Source organism: Streptomyces sp. NPDC002104, assembly GCF_053593795.1.
On sequence record NZ_JBSFDF010000039.1, the window covers coordinates 1 to 14,065 of the forward strand.

The 14,065-nt window shown below is 72.1% G+C and carries 13 protein-coding genes; 8 read left to right on the forward strand and 5 right to left on the reverse strand.

Features of this window, described 5'->3' with window-relative positions; all coding sequences use genetic code 11:
- Positions 1 to 83, forward strand: an 83-nt coding sequence (locus ACWCP2_RS27325) for an aggregation-promoting factor C-terminal-like domain-containing protein (protein WP_450911288.1), incomplete at its 5' end; no start/stop codon positions are given.
- 167 nt (positions 84 to 250) lie between these two features.
- Here ACWCP2_RS27325 and ACWCP2_RS27330 read toward each other — a convergent pair.
- Complete coding sequence (locus tag ACWCP2_RS27330; protein ID WP_450911237.1) at positions 251 to 1,420, reverse strand: steroid 3-ketoacyl-CoA thiolase; 1,170 nt, start codon at positions 1,418 to 1,420, stop codon at positions 251 to 253.
- A 275-nt stretch (positions 1,421 to 1,695) separates the two neighbouring features.
- Between ACWCP2_RS27330 and ACWCP2_RS27335 the strand changes: the two genes are divergently transcribed.
- Both ACWCP2_RS27335 and ACWCP2_RS27340 read left to right on the forward strand, forming a co-directional pair.
- Entirely contained in the window at positions 1,696 to 2,940 is a 1,245-nt protein-coding gene (locus tag ACWCP2_RS27335; RefSeq protein ID WP_450911238.1) for a cytochrome P450, read from the forward strand.
- A 222-nt stretch (positions 2,941 to 3,162) separates the two neighbouring features.
- Positions 3,163 to 3,513: a DUF6193 family natural product biosynthesis protein gene (locus ACWCP2_RS27340; protein WP_450911239.1), complete on the forward strand. Its 351-nt coding sequence runs from the start codon at positions 3,163 to 3,165 to the stop codon at positions 3,511 to 3,513.
- A 783-nt stretch (positions 3,514 to 4,296) separates the two neighbouring features.
- Here the strand turns inward: ACWCP2_RS27340 and ACWCP2_RS27345 are convergent.
- Positions 4,297 to 6,246, reverse strand: coding sequence for a bifunctional glycosyltransferase 87/phosphatase PAP2 family protein (locus tag ACWCP2_RS27345; protein ID WP_450911240.1), 1,950 nt, complete (start codon positions 6,244 to 6,246; stop codon positions 4,297 to 4,299).
- 221 nt (positions 6,247 to 6,467) lie between these two features.
- Here ACWCP2_RS27345 and ACWCP2_RS27350 point away from each other — a divergent pair, with 221 nt between their 5' ends.
- A complete protein-coding gene (locus tag ACWCP2_RS27350; RefSeq protein WP_450911241.1) occupies positions 6,468 to 6,818 on the forward strand; it encodes an antibiotic biosynthesis monooxygenase family protein in 351 nt (116 codons plus the stop codon).
- A 102-nt stretch (positions 6,819 to 6,920) separates the two neighbouring features.
- On the opposite strand, the gene ACWCP2_RS27355 is transcribed toward ACWCP2_RS27350, so the two are convergent.
- A complete protein-coding gene (locus tag ACWCP2_RS27355) occupies positions 6,921 to 7,316 on the reverse strand; it encodes a nuclear transport factor 2 family protein (protein ID WP_450911242.1) in 396 nt (131 codons plus the stop codon).
- A 144-nt stretch (positions 7,317 to 7,460) separates the two neighbouring features.
- On the opposite strand from ACWCP2_RS27355, the gene ACWCP2_RS27360 reads away from it, so the two are divergent.
- A complete protein-coding gene (locus ACWCP2_RS27360) occupies positions 7,461 to 7,991 on the forward strand; it encodes a GNAT family N-acetyltransferase (RefSeq protein WP_450911289.1) in 531 nt (176 codons plus the stop codon).
- A gap of 106 nt (positions 7,992 to 8,097) precedes the next feature.
- Here ACWCP2_RS27360 and ACWCP2_RS27365 read toward each other — a convergent pair whose 3' ends face one another.
- Positions 8,098 to 10,158, reverse strand: coding sequence for a DHA2 family efflux MFS transporter permease subunit (locus ACWCP2_RS27365; protein ID WP_450911243.1), 2,061 nt, complete (start codon positions 10,156 to 10,158; stop codon positions 8,098 to 8,100).
- An 810-nt stretch (positions 10,159 to 10,968) separates the two neighbouring features.
- Here ACWCP2_RS27365 and ACWCP2_RS27370 point away from each other — a divergent pair.
- Both ACWCP2_RS27370 and ACWCP2_RS27375 read left to right on the forward strand, forming a co-directional pair.
- Entirely contained in the window at positions 10,969 to 12,024 is a 1,056-nt protein-coding gene (locus ACWCP2_RS27370; protein WP_450911244.1) for a peptidoglycan-binding protein, read from the forward strand.
- A gap of 132 nt (positions 12,025 to 12,156) precedes the next feature.
- Positions 12,157 to 12,849 carry an HAD-IA family hydrolase gene (locus ACWCP2_RS27375; RefSeq protein WP_450911245.1) on the forward strand — a complete coding sequence of 231 codons (693 nt, stop codon included), beginning with the start codon at positions 12,157 to 12,159 and terminating at the stop codon, positions 12,847 to 12,849.
- Positions 12,850 to 13,095: 246 nt separating this feature from the next.
- Here the strand turns inward: ACWCP2_RS27375 and ACWCP2_RS27380 are convergent, their stop codons facing one another.
- The gene (locus ACWCP2_RS27380; RefSeq protein WP_450911246.1) at positions 13,096 to 13,548 is read right to left on the reverse strand and encodes a VOC family protein; all 453 of its coding nucleotides are present in this window, start codon (positions 13,546 to 13,548) and stop codon (positions 13,096 to 13,098) included.
- Positions 13,549 to 13,771: 223 nt separating this feature from the next.
- On the opposite strand from ACWCP2_RS27380, the gene ACWCP2_RS27385 reads away from it, so the two are divergent.
- Positions 13,772 to 13,978: a hypothetical protein gene (locus ACWCP2_RS27385; protein ID WP_450911247.1), complete on the forward strand. Its 207-nt coding sequence runs from the start codon at positions 13,772 to 13,774 to the stop codon at positions 13,976 to 13,978.
- Positions 13,979 to 14,065: the final 87 nt, after the last annotated feature.

Sequence of the window (14,065 nt, forward strand, 5' to 3'; positions counted from 1 at the left end):
AGTGGGGCCTGGACTACATGAACTCCCGCTACGGCAGCCCCCAGGGCGCCTGGACCTTCTGGCAGAACCACCACTGGTACTAAACCACCAGCGGACCACGCGGACCACGCGGATCACGTGGACCACGCGGACCAGCGGACCAGAGCGGAACACCAGCGCATGCGAAGGCCCCGGCGGCCGACCTCCCCAGGTCCGGCCTCCGGGGCCTTCGCGATCCCATCCCACAGGGTCCAAAGGCGGCGCAGCAGTGCTACAGCCGCTGGATGATGGTGCCGGTCGCCAGCGCGCCACCCGCGCACATGGTGATCAGCGCGAACTCCTTGTCCCGCCGCTCCAGCTCGTGCAGGGCGGTGGTGATCAGCCGGGCCCCGGTCGCACCGACGGGGTGGCCGATGGCGATGCCGCCGCCGTTGACGTTGACCTTCTCCAGGTCCTGGTCGAAGACCTGGGCCCAGCTGAGGACGACGGAGGCGAAGGCCTCGTTGATCTCGACGAGGTCGATGTCCTTCAGCGACATGCCGGCCTTGCCCAGTACCGCCCGCGTCGCGTCGATCGGCCCGTCCAGATGGAAGTGCGGGTCGGAGCCGACCAGCGTCTGGGCGACGATCCGGGCGCGCGGCCGCAGCTTGAGCGCGCGGGCCATCTTGCGCGAGGCCCACATCACGGCGGCGGCGCCGTCGGATATCTGCGAGGAGTTCCCGGCGGTGTGCACGGCGGTCGGCATGACCGGCTTGAGCCGGGCCAGGCCCTCCATGGAGGTGTCGCGCAGGCCCTCGTCCCGGTCGACCAGCCGCCACATGCCCTGGCCGGCGGCCTGCTCGGCCTCGGTGGTGGGCACCTGCACGGCGAAGGTCTCCCGCTTGAACCGCTCCTCGGCCCACGCGGTGGCGGCCCGCTCCTGGGACAGGACGCCGAGGCGGTCCACGTCCTCGCGGGTCAGGCCCCGGCGCCGCGCGATGCGCTCGGCGGCCTCGAACTGGTTCGGGAGGTCGACGTTCCACTCGTCCGGGAAGGGCTTGCCCGGGCCGTGCTTGGAGCCGGAGCCGAGGGGGACGCGGGTCATGGCCTCGACCCCGCAGGCGATGCCGATGTCCATGACACCGCCGGAGATCATGTTGGCGACCATGTGGTTGGCCTGCTGGGAACTGCCGCACTGACAGTCCACGGTGGTCGCGGCGGTCTCGTACGGGAGGCCCATGGCCAGCCAGGCGTTGCGGGCCGGGTTCATCGACTGCTCGCCGGCGTGGGTGACGGTGCCGCCGACGATCTGCTCCACGCAGTCGGGCTGGATTCCGGTGCGGGCGAGGAGTTCGCGGTAGGTCTCGCCGAGGAGGTAGGCGGGATGAAGATTGGCGAGCGCGCCCCCGCGCTTGCCGATCGGGGTGCGTACGGCTTCGACGATGACGGGTTCCGCGGCCATGAGCTCGTCCTCTCCTGCTCCTGCGTAGCGCACAGCGCGCATCGGCTAGCGCGCCTCAGCTGACGGGCGGGCCGTCCCGGCGCCCCACCCGAACTAGTACGCGTTCTAGTTCTCCCCGCAGTCTTATGACCAGAACACCCGGTACGCAAGGGTCTTGCACGCGGCTTCCACGGATTCCACACGCAACAGTTGGCGCGGGGCCCCTTGTCACTTCTAGAACTCGTTACTACCTTCAAGCCAACTTCTGATGGGCCGTCAGACCTTGGAGTCGCCCGATGACCTGCCCCGCACTGCCCGAAGGCTTCGACGCCACCGACCCGGACGTGCTCCAAGACCGGGTCCCGTACCCCGAGTTCGCGTCGCTGCGGCAGACCGCACCCGTGTGGTGGTGCCCGCAGGAGCGGGGCATCACCGGCTTCGACGACGAGGGGTACTGGGCCGTCACCCGGCACGCGGACGTCAAGTACATCTCCACGCACCCGGAGCTGTTCTCCTCCACCACCAACACGGCGATCATCCGCTTCAACGAACACATCCAGCGCGATGCGATAGATGCCCAGCGACTGATCATGTTGAACATGGATCCGCCGGAACACACCCGCGTACGCCAGATCGTGCAGCGCGGCTTCACCCCGCGGGCCATCCGCGGGCTGGAGGACGCCCTGCGCGACCGCGCCCGGAAGATCGTCGCGGAGGCCGTGGAGGCCTCCGCCGACGGCAGCTTCGACTTCGTCACCCAGGTCGCGTGCGAACTGCCGCTCCAGGCCATCGCCGAACTGATCGGCGTACCGCAGGAGGACCGGTCCCGGATCTTCGACTGGTCGAACAAGATGATCGCGTACGACGACCCGGAGTACGCGATCACCGCCGAGGTCGGCGGCAACGCCGCGGCGGAGCTGATCGGCTACGCGATGAACCTGTCCGCCGCCCGCAAGGAGTGTCCGGCCAAGGACATCGTCACGCAGCTCGTGGCCGCCGAGGGCCAGGGCAACCTGGGCTCCGACGAGTTCGGCTTCTTCGTCCTCCTTCTGGCGGTCGCGGGCAACGAGACCACCCGCAACGCCATCAGCCACGGCATGCACGCCTTCCTGACCCATCCCGAGCAGTGGGAGCTGTACAAGCGCACCCGGCCCTCCACCGCCGCCGAGGAGATCGTCCGCTGGGCCACCCCCGTGGTGTCCTTCCAGCGCACCGCCACCCAGGACACCGAACTGGGCGGGCAGAAGATCAAGGCCGGCGACCGCGTCGGCATGTTCTACTCCTCCGCCAACCACGACCCCGAGGCCTTCACCGACCCCGAACGCTTCGACATCACCCGCGACCCCAACCCCCACCTGGGCTTCGGCGGCGGCGGCCCGCACTTCTGCCTCGGCAAGTCGCTGGCCATCATGGAGATCGACCTGATGTTCAACGCCCTGGCCGACGCCCTGCCCGACCTGCACCTCGTCGGCGAGGGCCCGCGCCGGCTGCGCGCGGCCTGGCTGAACGGCATCAAGGAACTCCGGGTCAGCCACGGCTGACCCGTGACCCAGGACGGCAGGGGCCCCACCTCCCACGCCCGGCCCCTGCCGTCCCTGACCACCCCCACCACCCCCGACCACCCCCGCCACTCCCGGCCACCCCCGCCACTCCCGGCCACCCCCGACAACCCCTCGGTTGTTACCCACCAGTCACCGGTCGTTACCATCCCGCCACCTTCGGGATCATTGCCTTGGCGGCGGGCCGGACCCCAGACTGCCCGGATGAACCTCGATGACCCCAGCGCGAGACGTTGGCAGCGGCTGCCCACGACGTGGCAGCGGATGGTCGATCTCGGCGACGGGTCCGAGCCCCTGAGCCAAGGGGTCCTGGCCCTCATCGAGGCCGCCCGCGAGGAGCCTGAACTGCGCCGGCTCTACCCGTACACCAGCCACTTCACCCTGTGGTTCAGCGCCTCCGCGGGCCACCCCTTCGCCGTGACCGCCCCGGCAGTGGAACCCCTCCCCGACGGCCGCTTCCGCGTCCGAGGCCCCCGCCAGACCACGGTCCTGGGCGAAGCCGACACGGCCCGGGCGGCCATAGCCCTGGTAGTGGCGAACCTCCCAACGGAATAGCCCCGGCCCACCCCATCCCAGCCCCTCCGGCGCTCGAGGCCCGGCGGCCCGGCCCCCAGCAACGACGCCCCACGGGCGGGTCCGGGGCGCAGCCCAAGGCAGCCCGGGGCGCGGCCCCAAGGGGCCCGGGCGCAGCGCAAGGCAGGTCCGGGGCGCAGCCCCAAGGAAGCGCGGGCGCAGCCCGAAAGGGGCCAGGGGCACGGCCCCAAGGCAGGCCGGAGGCGCAGCCCGAAGGTGGCCCGGGGCGCAGCCCCAAGGGGCCCGGGCGCAGCCCGAAGCAGGTCCGGGGCGCAGCCCCAAGGGGGCCCGGGCGCAGCCCGAATCGGGTTCGGGGCGCAGCCCCAAGGCAGGTAGGGGACGCAGCCCGAAGATGGCCCAGGGCAGAGCCTCATGGTGCCCGGGCGCAGCCCGAAGGGGTCCGGGGCACAGCCCCGAGGGGCCCGGGGCGCAGCCCCGAGGGGCCCGGGCGCAGCCCGAAAGGGGTCCGGGGCGCAGCCCCGGGGAACGGGCGAAGGGTGGGTAGGGGACCTCGCCCCGCAGGGCCGAACCACCCGCACCGGCCCGCCGCCCCGCCCCGTACCACCCAGCCCCACTCCGGTCCGGTCCGGCCCGCCCCGCCCCACTCCGCCCAGGCCGGGCCGGCCCCGCCCCAAGTGGCGCAAGCCACCCCGCGGGCGGATCCTGGCAGAACGCGGCGATCCATCGCGAAGGGGTGCCGGGGCGGGCTGCTACACCGCCCCGGCACCCCTTCGCGCGTCACCCGACCGCACCCGACCCCACAGCTCAGGCCCGAGTCCGCTCCGCGGACCCCGCGGACCCCGCCCCCACCCGTTCCGGCCTCCGAGGCCGCGGCACGGAAACCCCGGCCGGCACCGCATCCCCCCGGGGACCGGACAGTACGTACACGAGCCCGAACCCGGCCCCCACGACCACCGCACCCCCGACCGCGTCGAGCACCCAGTGGTTGGCGGTGGCAACGATCGCGCACACGGTGATCGTCGGATGCAGCGCCCCCAGCAGCTTCTGCCACCCCCTCGGCGCGAGCGTGACGATCACCACCCCGCACCACAGCGACCAGCCGAAGTGCAGCGAGGGCATCGCCGCGTACTGGTTGGAGATCGCCGTCATGGCCCCGTAGCTCGGGTTCGCCAGGTCCTGCACCCCGTGCACGGTGTCGATGAACCCCAGCCCCGGCATCAGCCGCGGCGGCGCCAGCGGGTACAGCCAGAAACCTATGAGCGCCAGCACGGTCGCGAGCCCCAGGGAGGCCCGCGCCCAGCGGTAGTCCTTGGGCCGGCGCCAGTACAGCACCGCGAGGATCGCCAGCGGGACCACGAAGTGGAAGGACGTGTAGTAGAAGTTGAAGAACGCCTCCAGCCACGGCACGCTCACCACCGCGTGGTTCACGGCGTGCTCGATGTCGATGCCGAGCGCCTTCTCGATCCCGTGGATCCGGCTGCCGTTGCCCTCCGCGAGCGTGCGGCTGGTGGGCGCGGCGGCCCGGATGTGCGAGTAGAGCGAGTACCCGACCCGTATCAGGAGCAGTTCCAGCAACAGGTTCGGACGCGACAGCACCCGCCGCCAGAACGGCAGCAGCGGCACCCGCGCCCACCGCGCGGGCGCGGGCCGGCCGTAGGCCGTGGGGACGGGCTCGCGCCAGTACGGGGACGAGCGCGGCAGGAACGGCACGGCGCAGGCCGCCGCGAGGGCCGCGAGGAGCAGCACGTTGTCCCGTACGGGCGCCAGCGCGACCAGGTTGGGCAGCAGCACGTCGCTCGGCAGGGTCATGGCGAGGACCACGGCCACCGGCCACACCGGCCGGTCGGCGGCCCGCTTGCCGACCTTGCCCGCGACGGCGAGCAGCACCCACAGCAGCTGGTGGCGCCAGCCCGTCGGGGACACGGCGACGGCCACGCAGCCGGTGATGGCGACGGCGAGCAGCAGCTGGCCGTCCCGCGCGTAGCGGGCCGCGCGGCGCAGGCCGATCCAGACGATCGCGGCCGCGAGGGCGGCGTAGAGCAGGATCTCGCCGGGGCCGGACAGGCCCAGGCGCAGCAGTGCGCCGTGCACGGACTGGTTGGCGAGGCCGTCGGGTGCGCCGCCGAGCCCGGTGCCGACCAGGTGCTGGACCCAGTACGTCCACGAGTCGCTCGGCAGGGCCGCCCAGGACAGCGCGGTGGCGCCGGCGAAGGTCACGGCGGCGGAGCGCGCGGAGGTCCTGCGTCCGGACAGCCACAGCAGCGGTGCGAAGAGCAGCAGCGCGGGCTGGAGGGCGGCGGCCAGGCCGATCAGGAACCCGGAGGGGCGTTCGCTCGGGACCCGGAACACGGCGAGGAGCACCAGCAGCACCGGCAGCACGGCGGTCTGCCCGGGCATCGCGGCCTCGCGGACGGGCAGCGAGACCATCATCAGCGCGACCAGCACGGGCGCGGCGAGCAGCGCGGTGCGCCGGGGCACGGGGTCGGGCAGGGCGCGCGCGGCGACCAGCCCGACGGCGGCGACGAGCAGCAGGGTCACGCAGGTCCAGGCCACCTCCAGGGAGGGCGCGGCGAGGCCCAGGAGCGGCTTGAGGACCAGCCCCGCGAAGGGGGTCCCGGTGAACTGGCCGTTCGTGTAGAGCGAGCCCGGCAGGCTGCCCGGGAGGTGGAAGCCGCTGAGCCACTCGCCCGGTGGCACGCGCAGCACGACCGAGGCCTGCCTGACGGCGAGCACCAGGGCCAGCGCCCACAGCATGAGGCGTGCCGCCCCGAGTCTTCCGCCGCTACCGCCTATGACCCCGGCATGTCCGTTCGCACCACTGTGCTCCGCCGCGTTCGCCACGCCTCGCCGGCCTCCCGCCCTGTTGACTGCAACCCCGACTTCGCCTGGCTGCCGCGTTTCGTACTGCGTTTCATACCGCGCGCTTCATTTACCCGGACGACGATATCCCCCGCGCGATACCTAGGATGGCGGGCATGAGCATCGTGAAGATCAACGCCCTCACCGTCCCGGACGAACAGCGCGCGGTTCTGGAGCAGCGGTTCGCCTCCCGCGCCGGCTCCGTGGAGAACTCGGACGGCTTCGAATGGTTCGAGCTGCTCCGGCCCGTCGAGGGCACCGACCAGTATCTCGTGTACACGCGGTGGCGTTCCGAGGAGGACTTCCAGGCGTGGATGGAGGGCCCCATGAAGGCGGCCCACCAGGGCGGCGGCGCGGGCGGCTCGGCGGGCGCCGAGGGCGGTGCGGAGCGGCCGAAGCCCGCCGCAACGGGCTCGTCGGTGTGGTCGTTCGAGGTCGTGCAGCAGGCTGCGCCGAAGCAGGGCTGAGCACCGGCCGGGCCCGGAGCCACGGCTCCGGGCCCGGCCGTCTCCCTTCGCCTTCGCCTTCGTCCTTCTCCGTTCGCCCTTCGCCCTTCGCTGCCGTCCGGCTCAGCCCCAGAAGGCGTTCATCTCGTCGATGTCCTCGATGCAGACGTCGAGGTCGCTGATCTTCCCGCCGACGATCGTGAAGAAGATGCCCTCGTGGATCTCGATCCCGCGGTCGCCGCGATCGGCGCGCGTTGTGTGGAAACTCATGACGTGGCCGCGGCCGTCGGCGAGCAGTTTGTCCAAGTGGAGCCGCATGGTGCCGCGCGTCTCCTCTCCCATCCGGCGGTAGAGGTCCAGAACTGCCTCGCGCCCCTTGTGGTGTCCGGAGATGGGGCTGCTGCCGGGGACGTGCTGGATGACGTCGGCCGTCATCATGGTGCTCAGCTTCTCCATGTCGCCCTGGCCGAAGGCCTCGTAGCCGCGGCGGATCAGGGCACAGTCAGGATGCTCCGACATGACGGTCACGCCCTTCGTGCGTACGTTTTGACCCTTTTCCTATCATCGGCCCGGCCCTGTGGATATTCCAACGCGGACGGCCGCGGACCGCTCCACAATGACGGCATGACCAGCAACGAGCCGCTCCTCACAGCCACGTCGCCGATGCCGACCACAGCCCGCCCACCCACCCCCGTCCCCTCTCCCTCCCCATCCGGGACCTGGCAGGTGATCGCCGAGCCGTTCACCACCCCGGACGCCACGCTGCTGCGCCGCGGTTACTACGCGGAAGTGGCCGGCCGGTACTGGCGGCGGTCCGTGACCGAGGCCGAGATCGACCAGGGCCTGCTGGACTTCCCGGACGACGACCTCACGGCGCCGACGGGCCGGTTCGTGGTCGGCAGACTGGACGGTCGGCCCCTCGCCTGCGGCGGGATACGCCTCCTGGATCCCGTCACCGCCGAGCTCACCCGGTTGTACGTGGACCCGCGCGCCCGCGGTACGGGTGGCGGGGCGGCCCTGCTCCGGGTCCTGGAGGACGCGGGCCGCGCGCTGGGCGCCGAGCGGGTCCGGCTGGACACCCGCTCCGACCTGGTGGAGGCCCGCGCGCTGTACGCGCGCCACGGGTACGCGGAGATACCCGCCTACAGCTCCGGCCCCTACGCCGAGCACTGGTTCGAGAAGCGCCTGGCCTGACCGCTCACCCGGCGGGGCAGCCCACGGGGACCGGCGGCTCACCGGGACCGGCAGCTCACCGGGACCGGGGGCTCACCGGGATCAGCGGCTCACCCGGCACGGTGGTTCACCTGGCGGAGTGGTCCCGGCGGGGCAGGGCCTCGTAGGGCTCCTCGTCGACGGAACCGCAGAGCTCCGAGTTGATCTCGGCGACCAGCTCGGACAGGTCGGTCGGGCGGTCCGCGGTCCACCAGTCGCCGAGCAGTTCGGCGAGCGACTCCTCCCGCGCGGCGGACAGCTTCAGCGCGCTCTCGCGTCCCTTGTCCGTCAGGACCAGCGGCAGACCGTCGCGGACGGCGAGCCCCCGTTCCTCGATCTGGCGGCCCGCGTCCGTGATGGCCCGCAGCGGCACCATGGTCTTCTCGGCGAGCACGGCCGGGTCGGCGCTCCCGTACCTCTTGATCCGCAGCAGCAGCCAGCTGGCGGCGGGCAGCAGGTCGTAGCCGGCCTTCTCGGTGATCTTCTCGTAGACGTGCTTGCGGCCCTGGAGGGTCCCGAGCACCGTCAGGGCGCGGGCGACCTCCTCCCGCGATGAGCGCTGGACGGGGTTGGAGGCGAGGGTCTCGGTGACATCGGGGGCCGTCACCGAAGCGCGCAGCTTGTCCTCCTTGAGGAACCAGGCCACGACGAAGGCCACCAGCACCACGGGCGCCGCGTAGAGGAAGACGTCGGTGATGGAGGTGGCGTAGGCGTCGAGCACGCGTGGTCGCAGCACGGCGGGGAGGGCCCCGATGGCGCGCGGGTCGGCTTCGAGCCTGCCCGCGTCCACCCCCGGCGGCAGCGGGATCCCCTTGAGCGCACCGGCCAGCTTGTCGTCGAGCCGGTTGGTGAAGATCGTGCCGAAGATGGCGACGCCGAAGGAGGCGCCGATGGACCGGAAGAAGGTGGCACCGGAGGTGGCGACGCCGAGGTCGGCGTAGCTGACGGAGTTCTGCACGACGAGGACGAGCACCTGCATGACGAGTCCGAGGCCGGCGCCGAAGACGAAGAAGTAGACGCTCATTTCCCAGGTGGAGCTGGTGCGCTCCAGCTGGTGCAGGAGCAGCAGCCCGACCGCGGTCAGGGCCGTGCCCGCGATCGGGAAGACCTTCCAGCGCCCGGTGCGGCTGACGATCTGACCGGACACCGTGGAGGTGATCAGCAGTCCGAGCACCATCGGCAGCATGTGGACGCCCGACATGGTCGGGGAGACGCCCTGGACCACCTGGAGGAAGGTCGGCAGGTAGACCATCGCACCGAACATCGCGAAGCCGACGATGAAGCTGATGAGCGAGCAGAGGGTGAAGGTCCGGATCCGGAACAGCTTGAGCGGGAGCACCGGCTCCACGGCCCGCCGCTCGACGAGCACGAAGCAGACCAGCAGGACGAGGCCGAGCACCGCGAGCCCGATGATCTCCGGGGAACTCCAGCCCCACGTCCCCCCGAGCGAGGCCACGAGCACCAGACAGGTCGCGACGGAGGCGATGAGGAAGGTGCCGAGGTAGTCGATGGTGTGCTTCTCGGTACGCACCGGGATCTTCAGGCTGGCGGCGATGACGACGAGGGCGACCAGCCCGATGGGGAGGTTGATGTAGAAGACCCAGCGCCACGACAGATGATCCACGAACAGTCCGCCCAGCAGCGGACCCAGCACGCTGGTGGCTCCGAAGACCGCGCCGAAGAGCCCTTGGTACTTGCCGCGTTCGCGCGGCGGGACGATGTCCCCGACGATCGCCATCGACAGCACCATGAGCCCGCCGCCGCCCAGCCCTTGGAGCGCGCGGAAGCCGATGAGCTGCGGCATGTTCTGCGCGAGGCCGCACAGCGCGGACCCGATCAGGAAGAGCACGATGGCGGACTGGAAGAGCTTCTTGCGCCCGTACTGGTCCCCGAGCTTGCCCCACAGCGGCGTGGCGGCCGTCGAGGCGAGCATGTAGGCCGTGACCACCCACGACAGGTGCGCCATACCGCCGAGATCGCTGACGATCGTCGGCAGGGCCGTCGACACGATGGTCTGGTCGAGCGAAGAGATGAGCAGCCCCAGCAGCAGCGCTCCGATGGAAACGAGCACCTCACGCGAGGCGTGTTCGGCGCTGGGGCCGGATGTCCGCTTCCGCGGGCCGGGCTCCGTGGTCACGTCCTGCACCATCGGCTCCTCCTCGGGCCTGATCGACTCCTCCATCCTGAGCGGTGTGTCCCGTTATGGCCTCTCGGGCGGGTTGGGCGGGTTACCGGGGGTCTGCATAATCGCTGGCAGCGGCCAGGTCGTCTCTTTCGGATCTTGTCGGCTGAGTCCGCGGCGTCTGGTGCCGTGCCTGGCCGCACTGCCAGGCGTCGCGGGCCCGGCAAGATCCGAAAGAGACGGCCTAGGGGAGGGATTCGAGTGAGCACTGAGCACTGTCCGGATTGCGGCACGACGGAAGGCCCCTGCGACTGCGCACCAACCTTCCAACCCCTCCGCATCCGCCCCTACATCTCCCTCCCGACCCCACCCCGAACCCCGGCAACCCCAGCCCACTCGGGCGCGGCAGACGCCCCGGCCCACCCGGCTTCGCCGGCACACCCAGGCCGGCCTGACACCCCAGCCCACCCGGGCGCGGCAGGCACCACGAACCACCCGGGCCCACCAGCCACCCCAGCCCACCCGGCTTCCCCCGCAAACCCGGGCCGACCTGGCTCCCCAGCCCACCTTGACGCGCCAAGCACCCCGCCGTACCCGGGCGCGGCAACCACCATGAACCACCCGGGCACGCCAAACTCCCCGGCCCACCTAAGCGCGGCAGGTGCCGCGGGGCACGCGGGCCCACCAGCAGCTCCTTCACACCCAGGCGCGGCAGCGGCCTCCACCCACCGGGGCGCAGCCCCCGGCCCCGCAGACCCCTCGGCGCACCCCGGCCAACCGGGCACCGCCTCCGCCCGCCCCGGTCCGGATGACACCCCGCCACGCCACACCGACCCGGTGGACACCGCGCCGTACCCGGTCCGCACGGCCAATCTGCCGCCCTACACCGGCCCCGCAGGCGCCGCCGCCCACCCCGAGCCGACCATCACCGGCCCGGCGGGCAGCTCGCCGCACCAGGCCGGCGGGGCGGCCGGCTTCCCGGCCTACCCCGGCCCGGTCGACCCCGCGTCGCCCCACCCCGGGCCGGCCGACAGCGCCGGCAACCCGTCACGCCCCACCCGCCAGACCCCCGCCGCGCAGCCGCCGACCGGGGCTGACACTCCCGCGTACGGGACGCCCGTAGCGTCCCTGCCCGAAGAAACGATGCAGCTGCGCCCCGTCCCGGCGTACGAGCCGTACGCCGCTCCCGGGACACCCGGGGCCAACGGCCCACACGGGTCGCCCGAGGCCCACACGGCGAACCAGCCCGGCCCGGCCTACGACGCCCACGGACCCAACGGCGCAGGCGGGCCGTACCCGCCCAGACCCCCGCGGCGCCGCATACGCCCGATCCCCGCCGCCGCAGCCGCCATCGTGCTGATCGGCGCAGCCGTCCTCGCCCTGCGGTTCACCTCGGGTTCCGCCTCGCCGGATGCCAGCCTCGCCGACGCGAAGCCCTCCTCCCCCTCGGCCGGCCTCGCCCAGGCCGCCCCGTCACGGCCCGCCGGGAGCACCAGCCACTCTCCCTCTCCCTCCCCGTCGGCGTCCCCCTCCCCGTCGCCCTCCCCCAGCCCCTCCCGGTCGACGTCCGCTTCCCCGTCCCCCTCGGCCTCCCCCACCCCGACCCGTTCCTCGACCCCCTCGGCCGCGCCGTCGCCCACCCCGAGCCGGAGCTCCTCGCCGACCTCGCGGCCCCCGACGCACGCGCCGACCCTGCGGTACGGGGACTCGGGCCCCGAGGTCGAGAAGCTCCAGCGCCTGCTCGCGGCGCAGGGCATCTACCGCGGAAGGTACGACGGCCGGTACGGCGCCCGTACGGAATCGGCCGTCTCGACGTTCCAGGCGTACAACGGCATCGACGAGGACCCTTGGGGCGTCTACGGTCCGGCGACCCGTCGCGCCTTGGAGGGATAGAACACACCGCATCCGGTGGCGAGCACCCCTCCCCGTTTTGTATTCTTCAGGAACAAAGTGGTTCCGTCCTCACTCCCTGACCGGTGGACGGAACCACTTGTTCTCTTTCCCGTCCCGTCTGGAGCCTCTCCGATGCCGGCCAGCACCACCACCGCCCCCGCACCCACCCCCACCGTCCTGACCGCCAAGGCCCTGCTCCTGGACATGGACGGCACCATCGTCAACTCGGACGCGGTGGTCGAGCGCTGCTGGTACGACTGGGCCGTCGCCCACGGCCTGGATCCGGAGGAATCCCTCAAGGTGGTCCACGGCCGCCAGGGCTACGCCACCATGGCGATCCTTCTCCCGGACCGCCCGATGGAGGAGAACCTCGCCGAGAACGCGGTGATGCTCGCCCGCGAGACCGCCGACACCGAGGGCGTCGTCCCGATCGGCGGCGCCCCCGCGTTCATGGCCGCCCTCAGCGCACTCCCGCACGCCCTGGTCACCTCCGCCGACACGGCCCTGGCCACGGCCCGGATGACGGCCGCCGCCCTGCCGATGCCCGAGGTCCGGGTCACCGCCGAGTCCGTGCAGGCCAGTAAGCCCGACCCCGAGGGCTTCCTGATGGGCGCGGCAGCTCTCGGCGTGGACCCGGCCGACTGCATCGTCTTCGAGGACTCGGCCGCCGGCATCGCCGCGGGCCAGGCCGCGGGCATGCGGGTCATCGGCGTCGGCCCCCGCGCCGCCGCCCACGGCCCGACCGCCCACGTCCTCGACCTGACCGCCGTCGCCGTGACCGCCTCCCCCGACGGCTCCATCACCCTCACCGTCCAGCCGGCCTGACCCGGACAGCCGACCGCGCCGCCGGCCGGCCGTACGACCCGACACCCTGGTCGAGCGGCCGGCCGGCAACGGCATGACGGGCGGGGCCGGGCCCGACGCTGGACGGCCGGGCGGAACAGTTCCAGGCGAACCCCGTCGACCGGATGACCGAAGCCGGCGCCTTCCGGGAACGGGCTGACATCACGCCCTTCCCCTCCCCCGCCGATCCGGTGCGCACTGCCACCACTCGATCCGGGCACGGTTCCCTCAGGCGACGCAGAACTCGTTCCCCTCGGGGTCCTGCAGCACCACCCCGTAGTGCGTCTCCAACTCGTCCAGCACACGCAGCACCGTCGCCCCCGCCCCGGTGAGCCGCTTCACCGTGTCGTCCACCCTCCGTATCCGGAGCTCCATCGGAACTCCGCGCCCGCCGCTGACCTTCAGGTCCCAGTGCATCCGGTTCTTGCCCGTCTTGGGCTCCGGAACCTGCTGGAACCACACCCGGGGCCCCCGCCCGGACGGGTCCACGATCGACTCCGGCAGGTCCCCCACCCCATCGGGCAGCTCCTCCTCGGGCACCCCCATGCCCTCCCAGTACGCGCGCCAGGTCGCATGCCCGTCCGGAGCCGGCTCCGGCACGTAGCCCAGCGCTTCGGTCCAGAACGTCACCATCACCCGCGGATCGGCGCAGTCGACGGTCAGCTGCAACGTGGTCTCCATGCCCTCAGCCTCGCAGCCGGGTCTGACAACGCGAGGTACCGCCGGGCAACGCGAGGTACGGTCGGGCTCCGCGCACCGGATCGCCGAACGCGCGGTACGAGCACGGGATTACGGGATCACTGGATCACGGGATCACGGGATCACGGGATCACGGGATCACGGGATCACGGGACGACAGAACCACGGATCACGGACACGGATCACGGACCACGGGGGACATGCCATGACCGAACTGATCGCACTCTTCGCCCTGATGGGGATCACGGGGCTCTATGCCGTCGTCAAGGTGATGCGCCGGGAAAGGCGCCGCCACGCGGACCCGGCGGACGGTCTGCTGATCGAGCTGGAGCGCACCGAGCAACTGCGCAAGGACCGGACCACCTACAGCTCCCACACGGTCCACAACAACCCCTTCACCACCCGACCCTGATTTTCAATCACGGCGCCGCCCCCGGAACGACCGGGCGCGGCGCCGTCGTCATGCCCGCCGCCCGCGCGGCCACCGCCGCCTCCCCCG